The following is a 24,516-nucleotide window of genomic DNA, read 5'->3' as shown; positions in this document are numbered from 1 at the left end:
CTATACCAGTGTGAGAAAATCTGTTGATAGTTCAGGGGAGTCCATATAAGGGGCGGGGTTTATCCCCGCCTGTCTCACATTCAAATCTTATACTGTTTAGGCTTTATGGTCGCTCTTTTTTAAGGTGTCACCCTAAACCTGATAGCCCCCAATAACTGCCCTGAATCCGTAACGACCCGAATTTTCCATTTGCCCACTGCATCTTGTGGAAATTGCTGTTTGCGAGTCCAGGCTCTGTAGCCTTCCTCCCGTCCGCCTGAAATATTTAGTGCAATACGTTCGACAGCTTGGCCATTATGAGTCCACTCATGATAAATCTGCTCTTTTAAGCCTCGGGGGGCCCGCACTGAGGTGTAGGCGTAGAGGCCTTGTTGCAGTTCAGCCAGCGATAACTCTGTAATAGCTGCACCTGGTAAACGTTGTTCGTAATCCATCTGCTGACTTAGCTGAATGTCGGTTAGGTTTAACACCGGCGCGGGGATCAGGCTGCGGCTAAACCAGATGCTACTGGTCATGACTATTAACAACAGAGATAACACAGGTAAGCGCCAGCGGCCTGGTTGTGCTAACAAAGGGCGGATACTGGGAATACTGAGCAGCGCAGATACAATCAAAGCCAGACCCAAACTTTGGGTGGTGGTCATAAAAAACAACAGCGGCAACACCACCATCAAAACGGCGAATAAAGAAAAACAGTGATACAGCAAAAATAAAGCCCGTCGTCTTGTCAGCAGCCTGTTGTAAGCCGGATCAATCACTGCCACCAAAGCACAACAAACCAATACCAGAGTAAACACGGCTTGGGGCTGGTCCCAGTCAGTGGCAGCCAGAAAAAATGGCAAGGCAAAAAACAAGCTTTCCTGATGCAGTAACTGAGTGATCAGGTGGGTGACGTCTTTTGATAACGAGATACCAAACTTACGCAATAAACCTTTGCGCAGCCAGTATTCACCCATCAACCACAACCAGCCAATAACCATTAGAATGGCAAAAAACTGGGCAAATTCTTCGCGGCGTTCAACTTGCCATAAACTGAATAAACCAGTGCAAAACCCAAATAAAGCCACCAAGCCGGAATATTTTTTTGTTAACTCAATCAGCCAAAAAAAGCACTTTGAATGTTCTGCATTCAATCCCCATCAGTATTCGTCCCTGTCCGTCTGCGGCGGTTTGAATTCTGTCGCCGCACTATACGCTGTAATGACCTGTGAAAGCTGTTTTGGTTTCAAAATGATGAAGCCCGCAGTTAATTTGCATAATCCGCAGCGAAAACCGTCTTTTTCTACGTCAGCTATTCTTAGTAACCCTGCTTTTGCAGTAAGATATGCCTCGTTTCGTGGCTATCAGGGCTTCGACTGCTGAAGTGACAGAAGGGTTAAAGTTCGTGGATCAGAAAGTTCAGGTAAAACTTATCATACGTCGTGTGCCTATGCAGGCAGCTCTGACTTGGCTGACTAAAGCCTGGGAGTTGTTTCGTCAAGCACCTGCAACGCTGATTGCTATGGTGGCTTTTACCACTGTGCTAAGTTTAGTGGCGCAGTTGCATCCTGTGCTTGGAGTGATTCTGGTACTGGCAAATCCATTTCTAACAGCTGGTTTTTACAAAACTATAGTGCTGTTACAACAGCAACAAGCTGTCAATTTTCAGCTGATTTTTAGTGTGTTTAAAGAAGAACGTTATCGCCGTACTTTTATCAGGTTAGCTGGCGCTAATTTGCTGGCGAATATTCCGCTGATGCTATTGGCCGCCCAGTTGATGGAGCAAACTCAGGCTGGGGTAGTTGACCCTGTGACTATGTTTTTGCTCGCTGTGGTCTTAAGTCTGGTCTTTATGTTGTTTGCCTACGCTGTGGCCATTGCTTATTTCCTTAACGAACAACGTTTACAGGCTATTTTAATGGCTAGCCTCACCGCCTGTTGGCGTAATGTCGGTGCCTTAACTTTATTTGGTATTTTGTCAGTCTTATTAGGCATGCTGGGTATAGCCACTTTGGGCTTTGCTTTTATTGTGATTATTCCGCTGTTACAAATTGCGTTCTTTTTGTCTTTTAGCGCCTTTTTTGCGCTGCAGCTGGATGATTCAGCACCTGCGGTGCTGGAAGTATAAGCATGACAGAGCCCCAGCCTTCGCAACAGCCAAAGCTTCTGACAGAGCAGGAGCTGCGGCAATGGTTGTTGGGTTTATTATCGCGCCGGGAATACAGCGCGCTGGAGCTGAAACAAAAGCTCAAGCAAAAAGGAGCCTCGACAGAGCAAATTAGTAAACTACTGGATTGGGCGCAGCAACGGGATTATCAAAACGAGTTACGTTATGCCCGGATGCAGGTTAATGCAAAGTTGCATAAAGGCTACGGATGGTTTTACATTAGCCAGTTTTGTGCACAGCAGGGCATTAACAAAGAACTACAACAGCAACTGCTGGACGAATTAGACATCGACTGGTTTGAGGTCGCCTTACAGGCGTACCGTAAAAAATATGCGGATAAACCCATAACGGATTATCAGGACAAACTTAAACGGATGCGTTATTTACAAAGCCGAGGCTTTGGCAGTGACACTATCCAACTTGTATTTGCAGAGCTTAAAGAAGAGTAAGATATGTATATGACTTCGGCACAACTTCGCCGCGCTTTCCTGGACTTTTTTGCCAGTAAAGGCCACCAAATCGTTAGTAGCAGTTCACTGATCCCAGGTAATGATCCAACCTTACTCTTCACCAACGCTGGTATGGTGCAGTTTAAAGATGTGTTTTTAGGCCAGGACAAACGTAGCTATAACCGCGCTGTCACAGCACAACGTTGTTTACGCGCCGGCGGTAAGCACAACGATTTAGAAAACGTAGGTTACACAGCCCGTCACCATACCTTCTTTGAAATGTTAGGTAACTTCAGCTTTGGTGATTACTTCAAACTGGACGCTATTCAATACGCCTGGGAATTTTTGACTGAAGTGGTCAAGCTGCCAAAAGAAAAACTCTGGATCACTGTCTACGCCACAGACGATGAAGCTTTTGATATCTGGACCAAACATATTGGTGTGCCAGTAGAACGTGCGATTCGTATTGGTGATAACAAAGGCGCACCTTATGCTTCGGATAACTTCTGGGCTATGGGCGACACAGGTCCTTGTGGTCCTTGTACTGAGATTTTCTATGATCACGGCGATCACATCTGGGGTGGCCCTCCGGGTTCACCAGAAGAAGATGGTGACCGTTTTATTGAGATCTGGAACAACGTCTTTATGCAGTTTAACCGTCACGCCGATGGCCGGATGGAACCACTGCCAAAACCAAGCGTAGATACAGGTATGGGCTTAGAGCGTATTGCAGCTATTTTGCAAAACGTGCACAGTAACTACGAAATCGACACTTTTGCGGCGCTGATTAAAGCCACTGCGGCCATCACAGGCGCGATTGATTTAAACGACAAGTCATTACGTGTAGTCGCCGACCATATCCGCAGCTGCTCTTTTTTAGTGGCTGATGGTGTGATGCCATCGAACGAAGGCCGTGGTTATGTGCTGCGCCGTATTATTCGCCGCGCTATCCGTCACGGTAACAAGCTGGGCGCTAAAGGCGTGTTTTTCAGCAAATTGGTGGGCGCTTTAGCCGAACAAATGGGCGAGGCTTATCCTGAACTGATTGAAAAGCAGGCTGTCATTGAAAAAGTGCTGGCGCTGGAAGAAGAGCAGTTTGGTAAAACGTTAGAGCGTGGTCTGGGTATTCTGGAAGAGGCTTTAGCAGGACTGAATGGCAACACTGTGATCCCGGGCGAAGTCGCCTTTAAGTTGTATGACACTTACGGCTTCCCACTGGATTTAACCAGCGATGTGGCGCGTGAGCGCGGTTTAACTGTAGATCAGGCCGGTTTTGAAGCAGCGATGGAAGCGCAGCGTAAACGAGCTCAGCAAGCCTCTAACTTTGGCGCTGATTACAATCAGGCGTTAACTTCTGCCCAGTGCACTGATTTTACTGGTTATACCCAAATTCAGGGCAAAGCCAAAGTGGTGGAAATTCTGCTGGAAGGCAATGCAGTCAATGCACTAAGCGATGGACAGCAGGCCTTGGTGATCCTGGATCAAACGCCATTTTATGCCGAGTCTGGTGGTCAATCCGGTGATGCAGGTGTGTTAACCCTGGCCAATGGCGCAGTCTTTACCGTGGCTGATACCATCAAAGTAGGTAAAGCTTTTGCCCATAAAGGCAGCTTAAAGGGCGCTTTGGCGATTGGTGATTTAGTCGATGCGGCCATTGATAATGCCCGTCGTGAAGCTATTCGCAAAAACCATTCGGCCACCCACTTGTTGCACGCAGCGCTGCGCACTGTCTTGGGGGAGCATGTCACTCAAAAAGGCTCTTTGGTAGGTTCAGAACGTTTACGTTTTGACTTCTCGCATTTTGAAGCAGTAAAAGCCGATGAAATCCGCCGCATTGAGCAGATGGTGAATGAACAAATTCAGCAAAACCACGAAGTGTTGACCCGTCTGATGAATGTCGATGACGCCAAAGCTGCAGGCGCTATGGCGCTGTTTGGTGAAAAATACGATGACGAAGTGCGTGTACTGAGCATGGGCGACTTCTCAATTGAACTCTGTGGTGGGACTCATGTGTCCCGCACCGGAGATATCGGCCTGTTCAAAATTGTGGTCGAAAGCGGTATAGCTGCAGGCATTCGTCGTATTGAAGCTGTGACTGGCGAAGGTGCTTTAGCTTTTGTACATAAGCTGGAACAACAGGCTCAAACAGTAGCTTCGATGCTGAAGGGCGATGTGTTTTCTATTGCTGAAAAAGTGCAGCAAGCCATGGACAGCCGCAAAGCCTTAGAGAAAGAGTTGGAGCAATTAAAAGCCAAACTCGCCAGCGCTGCCGGTGCTTCCTTACTGGAGCAGGTGCAGGTGATTAACGGCGTCAAAGTGCTGATTGCAGAACTGAAAGGTGCTGATCCAAAAGCCTTCCGTACTATGGTCGATGAGCTGAAAAACAAATTAGGTTCAGGTATTTTATTACTGGCTACAGCTGCTGAAGGTAAAGTCAGTTTAATTGCAGGCGTGACTTCTGATTTAACCGCCAAAGTGCAGGCTGGCCAACTGATTAGCTGGGCTGCAGAACAAGTAGGCGGCAAAGGTGGTGGTAAGCCGGACTTAGCTCAGGCGGGAGGCACTGATGTAGCCGCTTTACCTGCTGTGCTCAAAGCTGCTGCCGACTATATTGCGGCTAAGCTGTAACACTCAGTGGCTTTATATGTGCAAAAATTCGGGGGTACCTCAGTCGGTACCCCCGAGCGTATCGAGGCTGTAGCAGAGCAGGTGATTCAGACTGTGCATGCTGGTCACAAAGTAGTAGTGGTGGTATCTGCGATGGCAGGTGAAACTAACAGGCTGCTTGGGCTGGCGCACCAGATTGATAGTCGTCCCTCGACCCGCGAACTGGATATGCTCGCCGCTAGCGGTGAACAGGTCAGTATAGCTCTGCTGGCGATGGCGCTGATTAAACGCGGTCATCCGGCAGTGTCTTTATTGGCTGACCAGATTGGTATTCTGACCGATAATAAATTCAGCCGTGCCCGTATTTTATCTGTAGGTACTGAACGTTTGTGGCAGGAGTTGGAGCAGGGCCATATTGTCATAGCTGCTGGTTTTCAGGGCCGCGATATTGAAGGCAATATCACCACTTTAGGCCGTGGCGGTTCTGATACCACAGCAGTGGCCTTGGCTGCGGCATTAAAAGCCGACGAGTGTCAGATATTTACTGATGTCGACGGTATTTACAGTATGGACCCGCGAGTATGTGCAGATGCATTCCGGCTGCCTTATGTCGATGCGTCCAGTATGCTCGAGCTAGCCAGCCTAGGGGCCAAAGTATTGCATTCCCGCTCCGTTGAATACGCAGCTATGCATCAGGTGCCGGTGCGGGTGTTATCCAGCTTCAAACCCGACCAGGGAACTTTAGTGTGTTATGAGGACCAGAACATGAGTGTACCAGCAGTGACAGGACTGGCGTGCCAGACCGGCGAAGTCTGGCTGGAGCTGAATGAGCTCAGTAGTGAGCTACATATCGCATTACTGAAGGAGTTCGCCCGTTTAGCTATTGAGACCGATATGTTAAAGGTGCAGTATGCGCCGTCAGGTTTAGTACAAATGCAGTTTAGTTTGAACCAAAATGACCTGAATACTGTAGAAGATATCTGTAATGAACTGAAAAAGAAGCAAAATTTTACGCTGCAAAGCAGGAAGTCTTTGGGCAAATTATCTATAGTAGGGATAGGGCTAAAATCAAATCCTGTTATTACAGCGACAGTATTTGAACAATTACAGTTGTTGGCCGTACAGGTTGTGGCTGTAAGTTGTGCCGAAATTAAATTATCTATCGTCGTGCCAGAGACTGAATTGAATAAAGTCGCTGTCGCTTTACACACTGTCTTATTGGGTTCAGTTAGTTAATTTCAAGGTTTTCATAAATTTGTCAGCTGAGTTATTATGAAGCTGACAGGTCTGCGCAGTACGATCAAACAGGCGCAACCATTGGAAGCTGGGATCATACAAAAGGAGCAAAGAATGCTTATTTTAACGCGTCGTGTTGGTGAGACCCTGATGATTGGTGATGAAGTCACGGTCACAGTTTTAGGCGTCAAAGGAAATCAGGTTCGTATCGGTGTGAATGCACCAAAAGAAGTGTCAGTGCACAGAGAAGAGATTTATATGCGCATTCAGGCTGAAAAAGGCACTCCTGGTGGCTTTAGCGGCGATGACGATCAATAAGTTTTAAGCTTTACCATTTTTAGAAATTGTATATTTTTAACGCTTTGTAGCGAATATTTAGTCGAATTGTTTAAAAGGTCAGCAAACGCGCTTTCCAGCTCCAAAAATTGTTTGACTTATTTTCCTGAGACATTAATATACACGCCGCAACGTAGTGCGGAGAAGTGGCCGAGTGGCTGAAGGCGCACCCCTGCTAAGGGTGTATAGGGGAAACTCTATCGAGGGTTCGAATCCCTCCTTCTCCGCCAGTTGTACTGTTAAGATTGGATGCATAGCTCAGCTGGATAGAGTACTCGGCTACGAACCGAGCGGTCGGAGGTTCGAATCCTCCTGCGTCCACCACAACTAAACCTGCTAAGTGCAGGTTTTTTTGTTTTTAGAATTCAATAAAATAAAGCTCAGAGTGGATGTGAGGAGGTGAGATCCTCCTATCTCCTCGCAGAGCTCGTCGTGTTCAATCGGCAAGACGCCAAACTGTTGGCGTCTTGAGAGCCCGATTTCACGGTTCGAGCCATTTGCCGGGAGCAAATGGCGACAGCCGAAGGCTGGCCCGCAGGGCTCGTGGCAGGACAGCCACGAGCAATCCTCCTGCCGCGAAGTTTGCATTTCTGCAATTGCTCTTCAGATTAGCAAACTAGCAAACTAGCAAACTACCAAACCCAAATCTAAGCCGCCCGTTCCCCGCCATAACAATCCCCAAGCGTAGCCTCCAAAGCGCGAACCACCTGACCTCTGTTGAGCACCCCAACCACCGAGCCATTCTCCAGCACAGGCAGCTGATGCAAATGCAGACTGGTAAAGATCACGGCGCTATCTACCAGGCTGTCAGATGCAAGCACAGTCACTACCTTTTTACTCATTACTTGAGCTATGGTGTTGTACAAGCTACAGAAGTAGCTGGCGTGTAACATCGCAGTCAAACAATCCTGTTCAGACAAATAACCAACCAGTTCATTGTCTTTGTTAAATACTGGCGAGCCCGTCAGATTAAATTCTCGCAGTTGCTGCACGGCCTGAACTATCGTATCGTCTTGTTGCAGACGCGGAAATTCACGCTGGTATATATCTCGTACTGTGCTCATGGTTTTCCTCCTTTGAAGCTATAGCAGCAGAATAAGCCTGATAAATGCGTCGATGAAAACGAATTAATAAGCTTGTCAGCATCGTAATTTCTGATTAAAAAACTTTGCCGCAAGCAGAGAAGGGGCCTTAAGGGAATGAAACGTATGTTTTATGTGCAGTTAAATCAGTGCAGACAGATTTTTGCTTTACCTTTGATGCCTCTTTTGTATAATGGCGCCTCCAACGCTAGGGGCATAGTTCCAATTGGTAGAACAGCGGTCTCCAAAACCGATGGTTGGGGGTTCGAATCCCTCTGCCCCTGCCACTTCATTCTGATATGAATTCTTTATCATCCAAGCAGCAGTTGCTGCATTTACTTCAGATACAACCACTTGAATTACATCGAGAGTTCTCTGCTATTGCTAAAACGCCTGAAGCAGAAATAATGGTGCTGGCTGAACCAGAAGCTGATATGGCCGCTGTAGCTGATGTGATAGAGACGGCAGCGCCAGTGCCTGTTGAACCCTACTCGGAACCTGACCCTGAGCTGCCCCTCTCTAAAGACGTCTTGGCGGCAATGAATGAATATCAACCTGGTCTGCAGTGGCGGTTAAACCCAGGCAGTACTGAACCTATGTTGCAAAACGGACTCTTAGTAACACCTTCGATTGAATTATTACAGTCAGTGCCGCAGAAAAAGCTGCTCTGGTTGTGCCTCCAGCAAGAGAGCTGATGCATGCCGTTACTCCGTAGTGCCACCCCTGCCGATATCCCTGCGATGCTGCAGATAGAACAAAGCGCCAATAGCCATCCCTGGTCGGAAAGCACATTCAACACTTGCTTTAGTGAGCGCTATTTTAATGCGGTGCTGCTGAATGATGATGACACCATCATAGGTTTTTACATAGGTGAAAAAGTCGCAGTAGAAGCCAGTTTATTTAATATAGGCGTATCGCCAAAGTTTCAGGGCCTGGGCTATGGTCAACAACTTTTGCAGCACTTTATTGCGCAGGCGCAGGATTTAGGAGCACTGGACTGCTGGCTGGAAGTGCGCCAATCCAATGCTAATGCCATTAAGCTGTATGAAAAATGTGGTTTTATTCAAACCGGTTTACGCCCCAGTTATTACCCAACTGCTACAGGCCGTGAAGACGCAATTTTAATGGCTTTGCCTCTGGGATAGCGAAAATCATTTTCCCAGACAGATAATTTCCTGAGCAAAACGGCTAAATTCTGTGCCTGTGCTTTGGTTGCTGTTATAATCGCGCGAAATTTCCATTTATAGCTAAGCCCACTCTGCTTTCTGGCTAAGTTGTGGCCTTTGTTTATTGATCAAGTTGGATGGCATGACGACCGAACTGTTTTTAGAAGAAGTTAATAAACGTCGCACTTTTGCGATCATTTCGCACCCTGATGCCGCCCAGCCTTTCAACGCTTAAAATCACCTTTCATTGCACACCACAATCACATCTCTACGTACTGAATTTAAAGGCTTTTTGTCTTTTTCTCGTTTCTTTGCTTTTCAATGATGTTCAAGCGTAACCTCGGAAAGTGTGTACAAACTTGAGTACAAATTCCGTTTTACAGGTCTTTGGCGAAAATTCCATGACACAAATCTGGCTGTAGGCCTTGTGGTTACTGGGTTTGATGAAGAAAGTACCTCCGGCTTTTGGTACTATGGTTTCGACATTACAAAAGCGGAATAAATGCGATTATCTCTAGTTTTATGTTTGTAAGCTTATGAATTTAAAGGATTCTTCGTTGTGGTTTTTGATGTGTCATTGTTGCGAGTGTACAAACAGTGTGTACAAATTTTTCTCGTTAGGTATGTTGATTGCTATTCATGACACAAACCGCCTTGTAGCCCTTGTTATTCATAGGTTTGAGCTGAAAAGTACCTAATAGCAACATTTGTGTTTTGATAAGGCTGAACTTCTGAACAAATCATGCATCTTTCTGACCATCAACAAGTGATGAATCAGGCGATGATAGCTTTACATTGATTTTCAGGAGAATGCAGATGACAGCAGTAGCGCACCAAGTAACCCCTTTTCTAACGTCTTACGAAGTGATGGCTCGTTACCACATTAGCTATACGACGCTCTGGCGAAGAATAAAAGATGGCAGCTTGCCGCAACCTCGTATCAACCGAAATACACGAAACAAGCTTTGGCACATTGAAGACTTGGAGGAGTATGAGAACAGTGAAGGTTGAGCAGGGTTTAGAGTGTTAAGGGCAAAGTTCCGCCCTTAACCTCCTAACAATATTATTCGTTAATGTTGTCAGGCTTATCGTGATTTGGATTGTTTCGGGCATACTCCACACCATTGCGCTTGTAAATGTGCGTGTCTGGATGTTTACCTTCCTTAACTTCACGAACCAGTGTTTTTCGACTTACTTCGCCGCGCCCTGTAATTGTGTAGCTATCATTTCCACCATTTTTACCGCCATTGCCGTTGATACTTGAACCTTTCGCCATCTGGAATCCTCAATAAATTGAATCTAACTGGTTGTGCATTCAAGAACAGCAATGGAACCAGGGTTTCACTTCCTAAAGCACTACAAAATAAATGTGGTTTCAAACTGAGAAACTCAAGAGTTCAGGCTAAAAAATGATCAGATTAAACCCTGGTGAAGGCTATGCGGCTTAAGCCTAGTTTTAAAGCGACCAGTCAAAAAACAACATTGAGAAGGGTTTTGACATGGTCACAATTAGGAATACCAATCTACTGGTAGCGACAAATTCTTACTGTCCGAAACGCCAGTTGAATGGAAAGCCTGTCGGCTCGATGATGGTCTCTAGCTGTTGATACCAAACGTCGTAAGCATGACGCATTTCATCCAGGTACTGATATTGGTTGTAGATAGCATCCAACCCTTTTTTGCTGTGGCCAATCATCAACTCGGCAACTTCTTGCGTCGTGATGGCCGACATTCGTGTTCGCATCGTTCTGCGTAGATCATGCATAGACCAATGTTCCATCTCAATACCAAGCGACCTGCGAGCCCAGATTTTCACATTGTTAGGAATAGTGGTATCAAAGCCATTTGTGGCAAGCGCTTCTTGTCCGTTCGCGGGAAACAAGTAAGTTGATTTACTCATCTGCATCGCCAGTTCAATCAGCTCGATAGCTGGTTTGATTAATGGCCGCATGATCGGCGCTCCTATTTTCTCACCTTGTTTGCGGATCTCTATGGGCACTGTCCACATTGCAGATTGCAAGTCAAAGTGATGCTTTTCAGCTTGAATGAGTTCGCCCTTGCGACCGCCCAATAGCAGAAGCAATTTTATATAGATGCGGTTCTTCTCAGTGATTTTTGACTCGTGCAAATAGCGCCAAAGTATCCTGATCTCGTTATCGTTTAGCACCCGAGTTCGTTTACCTTTCTTACCGCCAACCTTTTTTGCTGTGATCCCAGCAGCAGCGTTAATTTCCAAGATTTGTTCATCAATCAGCCAGTCATAGAACTTATGCAGCACAGACACTAGTCGCTCTGTGTTTGAAGGGGATGACTCCGAAACCTCACGAAGACAGTTTCGTAAGGACAATTCATTGATGTCAGTTAATGGGTACTTACCAAGTCGGGGCAGCAAATATATTTCACTGCTGCGTTTTTGGTAGTGCCACGTTTTCTCCTTTAGTCCTTGCTTACCGGCAGAGTCTATCCAGTCTCGAAAAATCGATTCGAAGCTTTGATTAGCAGAATACTTAGCCCGTTCCTGCTGTAGGTAGAGCTTGGGGTTTCGGCCTTGATCAAGTACTGCCCTTAACCTATCCAGCTCATTCCTGGCTTCAGCAAGCTTCATAAGTGGGTAAGTACCAATGTCAACTCGCTGTTGCTTGCCATCGAAACGATAACGAAACTGAAAAACAATTTTGCCCTTGGGCGATACCCGAGCACTTAGCCCATCTCGGTCGGCTTTTACTACGGTTTCTTTTGCTTCTTTATTTAACCTGGCATCGAGCCAGCTAACTGATAACGCCATGTTATAAGCCCAGCCCTAGTTTTGATTTTAATGATTGTTTACGTGATTCTGCTTTGGCTTCTGGCGCTGTACTCATAGAAGTAACTTCACCATCTGGTGCATGGCCATCCACCGGTGCAGATGTCGTTGATAGATTGGGTTGGCTCATGTGAATTAACCCAAAGGTGGCCAGCATCCGCAGACGCTCAGCGCGTTCCCGTGGCGGAGTCTTTTCTAATTCTTTGAGCAGTTCAGGGTGGCTCCCTGGGGGAATGTTGACGACGACTCTCATGATCACGCCCCATAAAACCAGAAGCCTCGGACGTTCGCCAAAACAGACTGTTCCGGCACGATAATCTTGCTTCGTGAAAAAATCTCCTTGGCCGCTTCCTTATAAGCCAAGGCTCCACCTCCGGCGATCAATACCAAGTCCGCATTAATGCTTTCGTCACGCATGGATTGGCGCATAGCTGTAAGAGCAACAGGCGCTACTTTTTTCATGGCAGCATTCAGATAAGGTGAAATATCGACTTTTTCTCCAAATAGCAGGACCTGCAAGTCGCCGGTTCTCATGGCTTTTTCAAGTCGATCCATACCTACTTTGGCACCGTGATCTTCCGAAATCAGCTTATCAATGGTTTCCAGTAGCACGGACATTGCCTGAAGGCTGGTTCCTGAGGAGCTGTAGCGAATTTCTCCGGCTTCAAGGGCAACCCAATCAACAGAAAAGAAGCCGGGATCGATGACTACGACGCGACCTTCTTCAATCAAGCCCAAATCACCACCTGTTTGAACCAGATCCATGTAGGCACCGGCAGGCTGCGGCAGCACTTTGACGTCATGAACAGTGATGCTGCGCTTAGGCGTCACTTGATGGACACCTTTTAAACGCTTCACAAGGTCAGACTTACGTTGTGGTTCATGAAACTGGGAAACCGGTAATCCAGTAACAACCAAATCGATGGAGTCAGTTTCAGCCATTAACAAGGCGGCATGAAAAAGCGCCTTATAGGTTTTTGTGGTGGGATATTCCGGGTGAAGCTCTCGTTCCCAGCCTTGAAGGCGTCCAGCAGGAACACCAGCGGCCCAACGCTCATTATCGACAGACACATACAAACAAGTGTCATCATCGCCTCCACCGATACGCTCTGGCATACGATCCGCAGGACCGGCACCCGCAGGCAGAATAATGGTTTTCGGTTCACTGCCTGATTGGCCAATTGCCAGCTTCAGGTTTGAGTAACCGATATCTACGCCTAGTACAAACATACTTATCTCCTGTGCACTCAAAGTGCTCTAACGGTTTTCTACCAACCGCGCTGTTCACGCTTGGGCATTTCCAAGTGCTCTGGCGGTTCACTCAAATGTCATTATCAGGATTCGGTGCACTGGCGGTGGGCTGAAAGGTGACAAATCCTTTCATCTATCTGCCTATTGCATTTTCGCAAAAGTATGAGAATAGGCTCTGTTTGGCGGCGGATGACTGAGCCAAAAAAATCGAGACGCCAAACGTCGTTTGCATTCTGGCCTGAACTCGCCAAACGGTTTGTATCTTCATGGCGATACGTCTTTTTAGGCGTTTTTAAGTGAAATCGGGCTGTATCCCTTGTCAGGTATGGGATTGCGCGAGTTGATTTATATCGAGACGCCAAACAGTGATTGTTACGGCAGTTTTACGTTTGGCGTTTCGATCCAAAAGCCAAACGGATAGTGGTTTTGGCTTTTGGGGTTAATTGGATGGGGAAATTGGTTTGGTAGAAATCGTCAATGAACAATGGAAATCAGAAGTATCAAATTTATTGCAGCAAGAAACAGACAGGCTAAAAGCGCTGGCACGAGCTGAAGTTGATGACTTTTGGGTTACCCATTACAAGGTTCGTGAGAATGAGCCCTTTAAAGACTGGGGGCTGCTTGGTGTCCGTATCAGAGATTTTAAGTATGGCTTTGGCATAGAGTGGTACATCAACAGCTTTCACGGTCAACGAGGCAAGCGCGTGGTCTTTAGTAAGGGACTGCGTATTTCAAAGACGAAGCTGAGATACTCATTTTTGGACTGCCAAGGTCTAGCCAAAGAATGGGAGTTAGCGCTGGCTATGGAGAAAGAAGGTTTCTTCAGTGATATTCGACGTCAGGTTGATAAGCTCAACATGCTTCGTCGAAGAGTCAATGCATATTGACGTATTTGATTTTCTAAAGCAGCAAAAAAACAGAAATGGCGTATATGATCTCCTTAAAAATCAAGGAGGCTAGGCTCTCCTGTTGTATAGTTGCTTGAAAATTTAGGCTTAACAGGAAGAGTCATGGCAAGGAACAAAAAAAATAATCGATATAGTTATGTGCAAAAGCAGGCAGAGCACACAAAATTTTACAACAAAAACTTCAATAAAACTTCGAGTTTTAGCTCTGTATTCAGCGGGTCACATTTCAAAAATACATCTCTGGTTGGTGCAAAGTTCAAATATTGCAATCTCAATAATGTGAGATTTGAAAACTGTTTTTTACAGGGAACTCATTTTAAAAAGTGTACACATGACGGCCTTAAGTTTGAAAGATGCATTTTGATTTCAACTTCCTTTGAGCGTATGCAGTTACATGGTGTCGAATTTGTTGATTGTTATATTTTAAGTACTAACACTCATGCATGTAAGCAGTTTCAAAACAGCAAGGTATATAACAGTTTTCCTGATGGTACTCAGTATCCTTCTGATTTAATGAGTATTGTTGATGTTTTGAGAGAGAATTCTTGTATAAGAAAATCCGGGGTGCTTCATAGGAAAGGTGGCAAAGTAAATACAATTGCACTGGATTTTTTGCTTGATGAATTCGGAGTTAACTACCTAATCAATAACTTGTCTAAGCTAAACACACTAGAGTCCGATTTCTATACATTGAGTTATATTTCGGCATTCTTGCGGAGGGTTGGAAATCCTGATAGTTTAGACATTACCCGGCCCACAGCAACATAGAAAATACCTACGATAACGGACGGATACCAGTCTACGGACCGATGCGGGTTGAAAGTTGAAGTCGTTAAAACGTTAGTGGAGGTGATGCCTATGGTGTTGGATTTTATGACAGTGACAGCATTTTTTGTTCTTTGTGCCTATAAACTTTTAGTAAAGCTCCTTTCTATGTCTAGCTGTGTGGTTAATTTACATTTATTTCATTACTTCACTCGCGGTAATTGGTCCCAGCGTGTTGTATAAGCGGGAGACAAATGCTCTCGCTTCATCGACCAATCTTTCTTCGTACCTTGTCCAGCAAAGAAAACCTTTCCGGCACCGCTTTGATTAATGGTGTCCAATACAGACATCAACTGCTGGCTATTAGAGCGGGTCGATACGTCATCGAATAGTCCTGGTTGAAACATGCCTGGATCGTAAAAATCAGACAGCATAACGCCCGCTTTGGCATAACGAAAACCATCCTTCCATATCCGCTTGAGTAAGTGACTGGCCAGCTCGATAAAATCCCTCGTATCATAACTGGGTATCAACAACTCGCCCGATGCGGAGTTGCTGTATTGCGGCTCGCTGTCCTTAAAGGGGCTGGTACGTATAAACACGGTCAGCACTTTGGCTTGCTGCTGTTCTTTGCGAAGCTTCTCAGTGGCGCGGGTTGCGTATTCGCAGACGGCTTCACGTAACAATTCAAATTGCGTTACTTTTACGCCAAATGAACGGCTACAGACAATTTGTTTCTTAGTTGGTGGGATCTCTTCAAGTTCAATGCACGACTCACCATTGAGCTCTCTGACAGTTCTCTCTAAAACCACCGAGAACTGGTCTCTGATGGCTCTAGGAGATGCATTGGCGAGGTCTAGGGCTTGTGGTGATACCCAAAGCATTTAAATGCTTAGAAAGCCGTCTGCCAACGCCCCAAACATCATCAACCGGGACTAATGCGAGCAATCGACGTTGCCGATCTGGATTGGTCAGGTCTACAACCCCTTGAGTGGCTGGATACTTTTTGGCGGCATGGTTCGCCAGCTTGGCGAGTGTTTTAGTCGGTGCAATACCTACACAGACGGTGATCCCAATCCAGTAGCCTATGCGCGCTCGCACTTGTTGTCCGAACTCGACAAGGGATATGGCAGACTCAATACCGGTTAAATCCAAAAACGCTTCGTCAATGGAGTAAACCTCTACTCGTGGTGCCATCTCTTCCAAAGTGCGCATCACTCGACTGCTCAAATCCGCATACAGCGCATAGTTGGATGAAAAAGCCAAAATGCCATGGCGCTGCATTTCAGCTTTGATCTGAAAGACGGGTACGCCCATTTTAATGCCGAGTAACTTGGCTTCACGCGAGCGTGCAACCACGCAGCCGTCATTGTTGGACAGCACCACAACCGGCGTATCTTTTAAATCAGGACGAAACAGCTTCTCACAACTGGCGTAAAAGTTGTTGCAGTCCACCAAGGCAAATACAGGCATTGGATAGTCACGACTTGCGGCGCATGTTTCGCACCACATTGGTGACCACACCAAATATCTCTAACTCTGTCCCTTCAGGAATATGGATGGGTTCATACGCTCGGTTTCTTGGGAGCAGCTTGACGCACGGCCTTAGTTGAAGCTCCTTTACCGTGAGTTCACCATGGATGCCAGCGATGACAATGTCACCGTGTTCGGCTTGGACAGAGCGATCAACCACCAGAATATCATCTGGGTGAATCCCGGCATCAATCATTGAATCACCTTCAACACGCACAAAGAACGTTGCAGCCGGTCGCTTGATGCACAGCTCGTTGAGGTCGAGCGTTTGCTCAACATAATCCTGCGCTGGTGAGGGAAAACCAGCAGAAACACGTTCCATGAACAATGGAATACGAAGGCGCTTGGCTTTGATGAAGGCAAGTGCGCCGCTACGGCCTATCAGCGAGACACTCATGACGAACCTCGAAAAAATAGAATTAATACTGTTTGTTTATACAGTATCTAATGCTATGCTGATTTCTACAAGTAAAATTGTAGGTAAAACTGTAGTTGTTCGAGTAAGACGCTGTTTTGTAGGTGATTTCTTTTTTGTGTTGAAAAGCTTGATGTGGGGATCGCTTGCCCTCGTCAAAGCCTGCAAGGCTTGGACAATACTGCTTCTGCCTACTGCTCTTGTTTCTGTTACTGATCCTGTTACTGCTACTGGTTAACGCATGGGTCGAGTAACCGTCAGATAAGGCTTGTTGAACCCTTTGCAAAGGGTTTAAAAACAGTTAGTAAAATTCTGCTTCGTATTGAATTTACTGGCTTAAAGCGAAGTCAGGAGCACCATTAAAATGCTCAGTCGAACTCGGTTCAAGCCTTTTGCAACCGTTTGAAAAGGGGTTGGCTAAGCCATACGTAAAGGGTATCGGTAAGGATTACCTAAAGGGTTTAGCTAAGGCTTTCTGAAAGGCTTAGCCAAAGCTTTCATACATGGGTTCACACAGTAGAAAGATTAAAAAAACGCTGAGGTATCCAAGGTGCATTTTGTACTAACTGTGGCACAGTGAAATAACCCAAAGCGAACAATAGAATTGAAGAGGAACCATCAATGACAAGAGCCCCTGCGCCATTTCCGCTAGAGCGCCTCGCGGATATCCCAGAAAGACCAGAAGATTTTAGATTGCTGGAACGCATTCCTTTAACGCGTGAGCCGCAGTCCTGGCCACTTGAACTCTCTCCTGTGGTAGGTGATGAACAGCCAATGGTGCTGCTCGATACAGAGACAACCGGACTGTCTGCCGATGACGAGTCTATTATTGAGCTTGGTATGGTTAAGGTGCTTTACAGCCCCTCGGCTAAGCGGATTGTGTCGATTGTTGATGTGATCAGCCTGTATGAAGATCCCGGCAAGCCAATCCCCGAGCTGATTACCGAGTTAACTGGTATCACCGATGAGATGGTGCAAGGCCAGCGCATTGATGATGCACTGGTTGCGAGTTGGTTATCCGATGATCCGCTGGTGGTTGCGCACAATGCACAGTTTGATCGTCCTTTCTTTGAAAAGCGGTTTGCCGCATTAGGCCATCTATCTTGGGCCTGTTCAGCTAGCGGCATAGATTGGAAAGCACTGGGCTTTGAAAGTCGAAAACTTGAGTACCTGCTGCTTCGCTTAGGTTGGTTCTATGAAGGACACCGAGCTGCAACCGATTGTTTGGCGATGGCCTGGTTGTTCCATTTGTTGCCCGAGTCCGTTGCGAACTTGTTGTCAGAAGCAGACAGGCGAACTGTGTTAGTTCGTGCGTTTGGTGCGCCGTTTGACGTAAAGGACTATTTAAAAGAGCGTGGTTACCGCTGGCATGACGGTGTTAAAGGTGCCAACAAACATTGGTGGCGCGAAATCAGCGAATACGAGTTGCCGCAGGAACAAACTTACCTGGATGATTTGTATCATCGTGGCTCAGAGCATGCCCACTATGACTACAAAGATGCCCGCAATCGATTTAAAGCTTTGTAGCTCTCTACAAGGTAAGCCTTGCATATTTGAAAACCTCTGGAAAATGGAAAGTGAACTCATGGCTAAACTAACAAGAGGAATCTTTCCATGTACCAAGACACCTATATTGAATACTGGGGCGAAATCTTCGTCTCTGCCCGCATCATTGAATTTGGCATCACGTTCGAGCGCTTTCTTAAAGATCCATGGAAGCACTTGATGTCCTGTGGCCAAGAGTCTGCCCCAGACGCAATTGCTGAAGAGATGCTGCCATTGCTACCAGCCCAGGCAGAGGTTGCCAGGCGCATTCGGGAAAGTGAGCAACGCGTTCTGATGTCAACAGAGTCGGACAAAGGGGTATCGCATCGCGGTAACATCGTGGTGCCACTGGTTCGGGTAGCGCATTGATATCGGCCATCAGCAATGGCATAAAACAATGTCTTTACGCCCATACCTGAGCGGCAATTGCAATCCAGATCAAAAAGTTGCCGCTTACTCTTCCTTACAAAATAATTTGTGATAGGATGATACCTAATAAAATTAATTAGGTTGAAGCCTATTCAGTGTTTTATGGCCATCTGTCCAGCTTCAACCAATAGAGATTGATTAGTCATTGCGGACAAAGAGCAGCAATGTTCGATGCCTTTCAATGTGATTACGCGATGTCTGACGGAACTTTATAAACAGAGTTTTAAGAAACTGGTTGAATTGGATAAACAAGACGCATGACAAATGATGGTCTGAAACAAACAGTAGTGGCGAAGCCATATAGGCTTTCGCAGATAGCGCAGTTGCCACAAGCAACCAGGGATCGCATTGCTCACATCGATTTCACCTTATTGTTTAAGGGAGAAGCGGTACGGGCGGATTTAGTCGATCGCTTCAGCATAGCCGCCGCACAAGCAACGAAAGACTTCACCATGTACAGAGAGCTTGCGCCAGGCAACATTGAGTATGACCAAAAGCTCAAGTTGCACAAGCGCGGTGAAGCATTTGAACCCCTGTTCGACTATGACGTTGTGAGAACTCTGGCGACGATTAGCCAAGGGTACGGCGATGGGTTTACAGGAAAGGTAAAACCTCCTCTTGCGTGTGAAGCTCCTTATCACCTTAACAAGCCGAGTCTATCGATAGTGGCAAAGGTCACCGAGGCCATCCACAAAGGCAAAGCCTTGAGTATCACCTATGTGTCGTTATCGAGCGGTGAAACCACGCGTGAAATTGTACCGCATACGCTGGTGGACAATGGCCTGCGTTGGCACGTTCGTGGTTTTGACCGCAAGCATAGCGAGTTCCGTGACTTTGTACTGACCCGAATTAAAGCAGCGGTTGTGCTTGAAGATTCCACTTTGTCGGAAACCGAGCTCGAAATCCAAGACCGGCAGTGGAACCGATTTGTAGAGCTTGAGTTAGTGCCGCATCCACTTATTGAGCACAGCGAAGCGATTGAGTTGGATTATGGCATGAAAGGTGGTGTTTTAAAGATTGAGATTAGAGCTGCAACTGCGGGGTATTTGCTTCGTCTTTGGAATGTAGATTGTTCTAATAATTACTCATTAATTGGTCCTGAGTATCAACTTTGGTTAAGTAATGGGCAGGCGCTGTATGGAGTAAAAAATGATGCATTACTTCCCGGTTATAGAACTGGTCAGAAATAAAAAATGGAAGTGCTAAATTGATTTATTCAACGCATCAAAAAGCTTGGTTAGCTCACTCTCTAACGCTCTCTGGAAAAGCAGAAGAGTCAATGACTCAAACTATTGCTAATGCAAAAGTTGATATGAACCCACATCAGGTTGAGGCCGCACTGTTTGCCTTATCATCACCGCTGTCTAGTGGAGTTATCCTAGCCGACGAGGTTGGATTAGGTAAAACGATCGAAGCTAGTCTGGTTCTAGCTCAGAAGTGGGCAGAGCGTAAACGAAAGCTCTTGTTGATTGTGCCTGCTACTTTAAGAAAGCAGTGGAGCCAAGAACTAGAAGAAAAATTTTCCTTACCGTCTGCAATTCTAGAAGCAACAACTTTTAACGCCGCGATAAAAAGTGGTATCGCTAACCCTTTTGAAGTGGAGGTTAGCACAGGTAAGCCTGCTATATGTATCTGCTCCTATGAATTTGCAGCTAGGAAAGAAGTTGAGTTAGCCCGAGTTTCTTGGGATCTTATCGTCCTAGATGAAGCGCATAAACTTCGAAATATATACAAAACTGATGGCGCTAAAACTGCGAAAAAATTAGAGCTTGCATTGCAGGGACGAAAAAAAGTAATGCTCTCTGCTACCCCTTTGCAAAACAGCATATTAGAGCTTTATGGGTTAGTTTCTATTCTAGATCCTCACTTTTTTGGTGATTTGAATTCATTTAAAGCCCGATATGGCCGACAAAATTTGGATGAAATTGAGCTAGCTTTATTACGTGCAAGATTGAGCAAAGTTTGCAATCGTACGTTACGTCGACAAGTGCAAGAAGAAGGCGGCATTAGTTTCACTCGTCGTTATTCAATGACTGAAGACTTTCGTCCCTCAGCAGAAGAAGAACAGCTTTATACAGAAGTATCTGAGTACTTGCAGAGGGAGGATCTTCTCTCTATCAAATCAGGTGCAAGGCATTTAGTCACACTTGTTATCCGCAAAATACTTGCGTCATCCTCCTATGCTGTACTTGGAACGCTTGAAACCATGATCAATCGGTTAGAGCAAAAGCTACCGATCATCGAGGCACTGCAAGATATTGATTGCTTGAACGATTATCAAGATGAGGATTCAGTTGATGAAGAAGATATTGATCCTGAGGCATTAAGTGCTGAAATTGAATTGCTCCATTCATTTAAAGGACTTGCAGCAAAAATTAGCGGCAACGCAAAAGCGGAGGCTCTATTACGAGTTCTGACAAGAGCATTTGATAAGACAATAGAGTTGGGTGGCCGCAGAAAGGCGGTAATTTTTACTGAATCTGTTAGGACTCAAACCTGGTTAGCGGAATTATTGTCAAACAATGGATTTAGTGGGGAAATTGTATTGCTAAACGGGAGCAACAATGACTCTTCCTCAAAAGAAATATATAAAAAATGGCTTTCAAAGCACCAAGGATCAACAAGAATATCTGGCTCGAAAACTGCTGATATGAAAGCTGCTTTGGTTGATAAATTCAGAGATGATGCAACATTGATGATTTGTACAGAAGCAGGTGCAGAAGGTATTAATTTACAGTTTTGTTCGCTACTCGTTAATTACGATTTGCCGTGGAACCCACAACGTGTAGAACAACGTATTGGGCGTATCCACCGCTATGGTCAAAAGCATGATGTTGTAGTGGTTAACTTTATCAATAAGGGTAATCGGGCCGACGAGCGTGTCTTTGAGTTATTGAGTCAAAAGTTTCAGCTGTTTGAAGGGGTTTTTGGCGCGTCAGATGAGATTCTAGGTTCAATCGAGTCAGGTGTGGATATTGAACGGAGAATCCATGACATTTACCAGAACTGTAGAAGTGATGACCAAATTGAGCACGAATTTAACCAGTTACAAGAGCAGTTAAAGGAACAACTTGAAGAGAGGGTCAGCGAGACTCGGCGCTCTCTCTTAGAGAATTTCGATTCTGACGTAGTTCAGCGCTTAAACACTCGACGGAATAGTGTGGTTTCTCAATTATCTGAATATCAGAGAAAGTTACTTTTATTTGCGAGCATGGCGTTTGCGACAGATCGTTCGTTTGTAATGACTGAGCATGGCTTTAAAGTAGGAGAATCATCCTTCTCCCTAGACTGGAATAATGCTTTACAGAATGATTGTAATTTATTTCGTATAGCTGATGGCTTAGGTATGGAGTTATTAGCGCAATACAAGGTAGAACGATTAGATAGCACTCATTTGAAGTTTGTTTACCAGCTGAATGATGCTCACTGGGCTGATGTAAAGAATCTAGTTTCTAAGCAAGGTGTGTTACGCGTATCGAAAGTAAGTATTGGTTCGATTGAAGAAAAACGTGAGCGATTAATTCTTACCGGAATTACAAGTAGTGGTGAGATTATACATCCAGAAACAGTTGAGCGACTGTTGCAACTTCCCATATTAGGCGAATACTCGATGCAAATCGCCGATTCGATGGCTGAATTGGACTCATTGGATAACAAATATCTGCAAGCGTTTATCACTGAGGTGGAGCGAGATAATGAGATTTATTATGCAGAAGAGGTTGAAAAGCTTGAACGTTGGGCTGAAGACAAAAGAGTTGCCCTGGATATTAAAATTAAACAATTAGACCAAGATATTAAGCAGGCAAGGAAAACATCCAGATCACTCAGTTCGTTGCAAGATAAAATGAATGCAAAGCGTGCTCTAAAATCGCTAGAACGAGAAAGGGATCAAGTAATGCTGAATTATCACGAAGAAAAAAAATTAATTGAGCATGAAGAAGATATTCTACTGGAAAGAATAGAAGAGAAGTTGGCTACAGAAATGTCTTTTAAAAAAATATTTGAAGCCAGCTGGGAGTTGAATTGATTATGAATATAAAGCCTGAAAGATGGAGTTGTGTTGCTCATAAAAATGATTTTATCGTCGCCGTAGTAGAGTTTGAGCAGTCAGACATTGAATACGCGAAAAGTCTTGTTGAAAGGAAAATTCAATATGTTGACGTACATAGTCCTGCTGGTGTCGTAAGAAATATTGATGTAATAAGATCTAGATTACTCGCAGGAAAATTAGCAGATCATGCCGTAGCTGGAATATTAAATTCGGCTATTCAGAAGAGCGGGAAAAAGGCTAATGTTATTGAGTATGATGCAATTCGTACAGATGATTTCAAAGAAGCAGATCCATATGATCTGGCAATTCAAGAAGCTACAGGCAGCTATGAGCTAGAGGTGCGTTCTTCATTTTGTTATAAGCTAGCGCCGGTTGAAAATATAATCAATAAATTATCTAGTTACGGATTCTACACAACAAAAACGAAATCGTATGAGCCACCTAAAGATTTTTATTGGCAAGTAGTATTTTATAACGTCCCCAAAGATTTAGCGGGTTCTGAAGGAGTTATAAATAGTATCAAGGTTTTTGAGAATACCGTCGAAGACATTGCGGTAGTAGCATATGTGGTCGGTGGTGGCCCTAGGGATCTTTTCGAAAGCGAGAAAGCGAAAATTAGAAGTGACCAAGACGGTGCATTTTATCATTCTATTTCACCGATTAGTGACGGATTAGACTGTCGTCAATTAGTCAATCTAATAATTGATAAGCTTATCTAAAATTTTAATTAGGGTTATAAAATGAATGTAAAACAGAAGCTTGAACTTAATTGGATTGGCAAGGGAAAAAAGATAAAGCTTGAACCAAGAATTTTATTAGAAGATAGAGAATTGTCATATTCAGTAAGTGACGCAAATTCGCCTCTTGTGTCTTCTGATAACCTTTTAGTAAAAGGTGATAACTTACTAGCGTTGAAATCACTACAAAGCCAATATGCTGGATTGATTAAATGTGTCTATATAGATCCACCTTATAACACAGGTAGTGCTTTTGATGAATATGAAGACGGCTTAGAGCACTCAATCTGGCTTAGCCTTCTTAAAGAAAGGTTGGTTTTAATTCATGACTTGCTTAGTGAAGATGGTTCATTATGGGTGAGTATCGATGATAATGAATGCCATTATCTTAAAGTTTTACTGGATGAGATTTTTGGAAGAAAAAATTTCATTTCAACCATATGTTGGCAAAAAAAATATGCCGCAAAGGCTGATTCAAAATTTTTGTCGGAATCACATGATTTTATAATTTGTTACGCAAAAAATATTGAAAAATTATCATTGAATCGACTTGAGAAAGGCGACAAGCAGAATTCAAGATATAAGAATGTTGATGATGATCCTAGAGGTCCTTGGAAGGCTGGGGATACGCTCCGAAATGAAGTACGTGATTATGCTGTATTTCCTGTTGTCGGACCAAATGGTGCTGAGCACTGGCCTTCCGATGGAACGAGTTGGCGTTATACAAAAGACAAGTTTGAGGAACTTATCCAAGATAATAGAATTTGGTTTGGAAAGAATGGAACCGCTCGCCCTGCAATAAAAAGATTCTTGTCTGAGGTAGACACAACGATGCCTGCTACTACGTGGTGGTCATATCAGGATGTGGGTCACAATGATGAAGCCAAAAAGGAAAGCAAAGCATTATTTGGGAAAGGTGTATTCTCAACTCCAAAACCTGAGCGGTTAATAGAGCGCATACTTACCTTGGCAACAAATCCTGGGGATCTAGTTTTAGACTCTTTTGCTGGTTCCGGTACTACCGGCGCAGTAGCACACAAAATGGGGCGTCGTTGGA

At 45.0% G+C, this 24,516-nt stretch carries 25 protein-coding genes and 3 tRNA genes; 19 read left to right on the top strand and 9 right to left on the bottom strand.

The features are described from left to right. Positions 1-119 precede the first annotated feature (119 nt). Positions 120-1,133, bottom strand: coding sequence for a DUF5924 family protein (locus WH43_RS19700; protein ID WP_053426227.1), 1,014 nt, complete (start codon positions 1,131-1,133; stop codon positions 120-122). Positions 1,134-1,324: 191 nt separating this feature from the next. On the opposite strand from WH43_RS19700, the gene WH43_RS19695 reads away from it, so the two are divergent. From WH43_RS19695 to WH43_RS19665, 7 genes are all read left to right on the top strand, one after another. Beyond that, positions 1,325-2,107 carry a hypothetical protein gene (locus WH43_RS19695; RefSeq protein ID WP_053426226.1) on the top strand — a complete coding sequence of 261 codons (783 nt, stop codon included), beginning with the start codon at positions 1,325-1,327 and terminating at the stop codon, positions 2,105-2,107. Between the two features lie 2 nt (positions 2,108-2,109). Further along, positions 2,110-2,595 carry a regulatory protein RecX gene (locus tag WH43_RS19690; protein WP_053426225.1) on the top strand — a complete coding sequence of 162 codons (486 nt, stop codon included), beginning with the start codon at positions 2,110-2,112 and terminating at the stop codon, positions 2,593-2,595. Positions 2,596-2,604: 9 nt separating this feature from the next. After that, positions 2,605-5,223, top strand: coding sequence for an alanine--tRNA ligase (gene alaS / locus WH43_RS19685; RefSeq protein WP_353504813.1), 2,619 nt, complete (start codon positions 2,605-2,607; stop codon positions 5,221-5,223). 18 nt (positions 5,224-5,241) lie between these two features. Continuing rightward, positions 5,242-6,438 (top strand): aspartate kinase, encoded by a 1,197-nt coding sequence (locus tag WH43_RS19680; RefSeq protein WP_286050037.1) that lies wholly within the window; start codon positions 5,242-5,244, stop codon positions 6,436-6,438. A gap of 114 nt (positions 6,439-6,552) precedes the next feature. Next, positions 6,553-6,756, top strand: coding sequence for a carbon storage regulator CsrA (gene csrA / locus WH43_RS19675; protein WP_008897327.1), 204 nt, complete (start codon positions 6,553-6,555; stop codon positions 6,754-6,756). Positions 6,757-6,914: 158 nt separating this feature from the next. Further along, positions 6,915-7,004: transfer RNA gene (locus WH43_RS19670), tRNA-Ser, on the top strand. A gap of 17 nt (positions 7,005-7,021) precedes the next feature. Beyond that, positions 7,022-7,098, top strand: a tRNA-Arg gene (locus tag WH43_RS19665). 323 nt (positions 7,099-7,421) lie between these two features. Here WH43_RS19665 and WH43_RS19660 read toward each other — a convergent pair. Further along, positions 7,422-7,838: a CBS domain-containing protein gene (locus tag WH43_RS19660; protein ID WP_053426222.1), complete on the bottom strand. Its 417-nt coding sequence runs from the start codon at positions 7,836-7,838 to the stop codon at positions 7,422-7,424. Between the two features lie 228 nt (positions 7,839-8,066). On the opposite strand from WH43_RS19660, the gene WH43_RS19655 reads away from it, so the two are divergent. The 3 genes from WH43_RS19655 (at position 8,067) to rimI (ending at position 9,001) form a co-directional block, all read left to right on the top strand. Then, positions 8,067-8,143, top strand: a tRNA-Trp gene (locus WH43_RS19655). A 12-nt stretch (positions 8,144-8,155) separates the two neighbouring features. Beyond that, positions 8,156-8,551 carry a hypothetical protein gene (locus WH43_RS19960; RefSeq protein ID WP_082335867.1) on the top strand — a complete coding sequence of 132 codons (396 nt, stop codon included), beginning with the start codon at positions 8,156-8,158 and terminating at the stop codon, positions 8,549-8,551. Positions 8,552-8,554: 3 nt separating this feature from the next. Continuing rightward, positions 8,555-9,001 (top strand): ribosomal protein S18-alanine N-acetyltransferase, encoded by a 447-nt coding sequence (gene rimI / locus WH43_RS19650; RefSeq protein ID WP_053426221.1) that lies wholly within the window; start codon positions 8,555-8,557, stop codon positions 8,999-9,001. A gap of 1,084 nt (positions 9,002-10,085) precedes the next feature. Here rimI and WH43_RS19635 read toward each other — a convergent pair. From WH43_RS19635 to WH43_RS19620, 4 genes are all read right to left on the bottom strand, one after another. Beyond that, positions 10,086-10,298 carry a hypothetical protein gene (locus tag WH43_RS19635; protein WP_040132767.1) on the bottom strand — a complete coding sequence of 71 codons (213 nt, stop codon included), beginning with the start codon at positions 10,296-10,298 and terminating at the stop codon, positions 10,086-10,088. Positions 10,299-10,565: 267 nt separating this feature from the next. After that, on the bottom strand, positions 10,566-11,807 hold the full coding sequence (locus WH43_RS19630; protein ID WP_053426219.1) for a tyrosine-type recombinase/integrase: 1,242 nt from the start codon (positions 11,805-11,807) through the stop codon (positions 10,566-10,568). A 1-nt stretch (position 11,808) separates the two neighbouring features. After that, entirely contained in the window at positions 11,809-12,078 is a 270-nt protein-coding gene (locus tag WH43_RS19625) for a hypothetical protein (RefSeq protein WP_053426218.1), read from the bottom strand. 2 nt (positions 12,079-12,080) lie between these two features. Continuing rightward, positions 12,081-13,055, bottom strand: coding sequence for a ParM/StbA family protein (locus tag WH43_RS19620; protein WP_053426217.1), 975 nt, complete (start codon positions 13,053-13,055; stop codon positions 12,081-12,083). Positions 13,056-13,537: 482 nt separating this feature from the next. Here WH43_RS19620 and mobI point away from each other — a divergent pair, with 482 nt between their 5' ends. Then, complete coding sequence (gene mobI / locus WH43_RS19615) at positions 13,538-13,963, top strand: conjugative transfer protein MobI(A/C) (protein WP_502694064.1); 426 nt, start codon at positions 13,538-13,540, stop codon at positions 13,961-13,963. Positions 13,964-14,086: 123 nt separating this feature from the next. Then, positions 14,087-14,752, top strand: a complete 666-nt coding sequence (locus tag WH43_RS19610) for a pentapeptide repeat-containing protein (protein ID WP_053426215.1) — start codon at positions 14,087-14,089, stop codon at positions 14,750-14,752. 200 nt (positions 14,753-14,952) lie between these two features. On the opposite strand, the gene WH43_RS21260 is transcribed toward WH43_RS19610, so the two are convergent. Genes WH43_RS21260 through umuD form a run of 3 tightly spaced genes read right to left on the bottom strand, consistent with a single transcriptional unit; the run spans position 14,953 to position 16,679 of the window. Then, on the bottom strand, positions 14,953-15,633 hold the full coding sequence (locus WH43_RS21260; RefSeq protein WP_502694063.1) for a DinB/UmuC family translesion DNA polymerase: 681 nt from the start codon (positions 15,631-15,633) through the stop codon (positions 14,953-14,955). Then, positions 15,584-16,222, bottom strand: a complete 639-nt coding sequence (locus WH43_RS21255) for a Y-family DNA polymerase (protein WP_502694062.1) — start codon at positions 16,220-16,222, stop codon at positions 15,584-15,586. Before WH43_RS21255 ends, WH43_RS21260 begins: the two co-directional genes overlap by 50 nt. Before the next feature lie 7 nt (positions 16,223-16,229). Then, positions 16,230-16,679 (bottom strand): translesion error-prone DNA polymerase V autoproteolytic subunit, encoded by a 450-nt coding sequence (gene umuD / locus WH43_RS19600; protein ID WP_053426214.1) that lies wholly within the window; start codon positions 16,677-16,679, stop codon positions 16,230-16,232. Here umuD and WH43_RS19595 point away from each other — a divergent pair. The 7 genes from WH43_RS19595 to WH43_RS19565 form a co-directional block, all read left to right on the top strand. Then, complete coding sequence (locus tag WH43_RS19595; protein WP_053426213.1) at positions 16,678-16,935, top strand: hypothetical protein; 258 nt, start codon at positions 16,678-16,680, stop codon at positions 16,933-16,935. The genes umuD and WH43_RS19595 overlap by 2 nt on opposite strands. Positions 16,936-17,318: 383 nt before the next feature. Continuing rightward, entirely contained in the window at positions 17,319-18,224 is a 906-nt protein-coding gene (locus WH43_RS19590) for a 3'-5' exonuclease (RefSeq protein WP_053426212.1), read from the top strand. Positions 18,225-18,311: 87 nt separating this feature from the next. Continuing rightward, the gene (locus WH43_RS19585; RefSeq protein WP_053426211.1) at positions 18,312-18,611 is read left to right on the top strand and encodes a hypothetical protein; all 300 of its coding nucleotides are present in this window, start codon (positions 18,312-18,314) and stop codon (positions 18,609-18,611) included. Between the two features lie 317 nt (positions 18,612-18,928). Continuing rightward, positions 18,929-19,861 (top strand): WYL domain-containing protein, encoded by a 933-nt coding sequence (locus tag WH43_RS19580; protein ID WP_053426210.1) that lies wholly within the window; start codon positions 18,929-18,931, stop codon positions 19,859-19,861. Positions 19,862-19,878: 17 nt separating this feature from the next. Continuing rightward, entirely contained in the window at positions 19,879-22,698 is a 2,820-nt protein-coding gene (locus tag WH43_RS19575) for an SNF2-related protein (RefSeq protein ID WP_286050036.1), read from the top strand. Positions 22,699-22,700: 2 nt separating this feature from the next. Next, positions 22,701-23,441, top strand: a complete 741-nt coding sequence (locus tag WH43_RS19570; RefSeq protein ID WP_053426209.1) for a hypothetical protein — start codon at positions 22,701-22,703, stop codon at positions 23,439-23,441. A gap of 21 nt (positions 23,442-23,462) precedes the next feature. Beyond that, the coding region (locus WH43_RS19565) for a site-specific DNA-methyltransferase (protein WP_286050035.1) at positions 23,463-24,516 on the top strand (1,054 nt) is incomplete at its 3' end.

This window comes from Rheinheimera sp. KL1 (assembly GCF_001275035.1).
Classification (GTDB): Bacteria; Pseudomonadota; Gammaproteobacteria; order Enterobacterales; family Alteromonadaceae; genus Pararheinheimera; species Pararheinheimera tangshanensis.
Note: the sequence above shows the minus strand (reverse complement) of the source record. Positions and strands in the feature narration are given on the sequence as shown.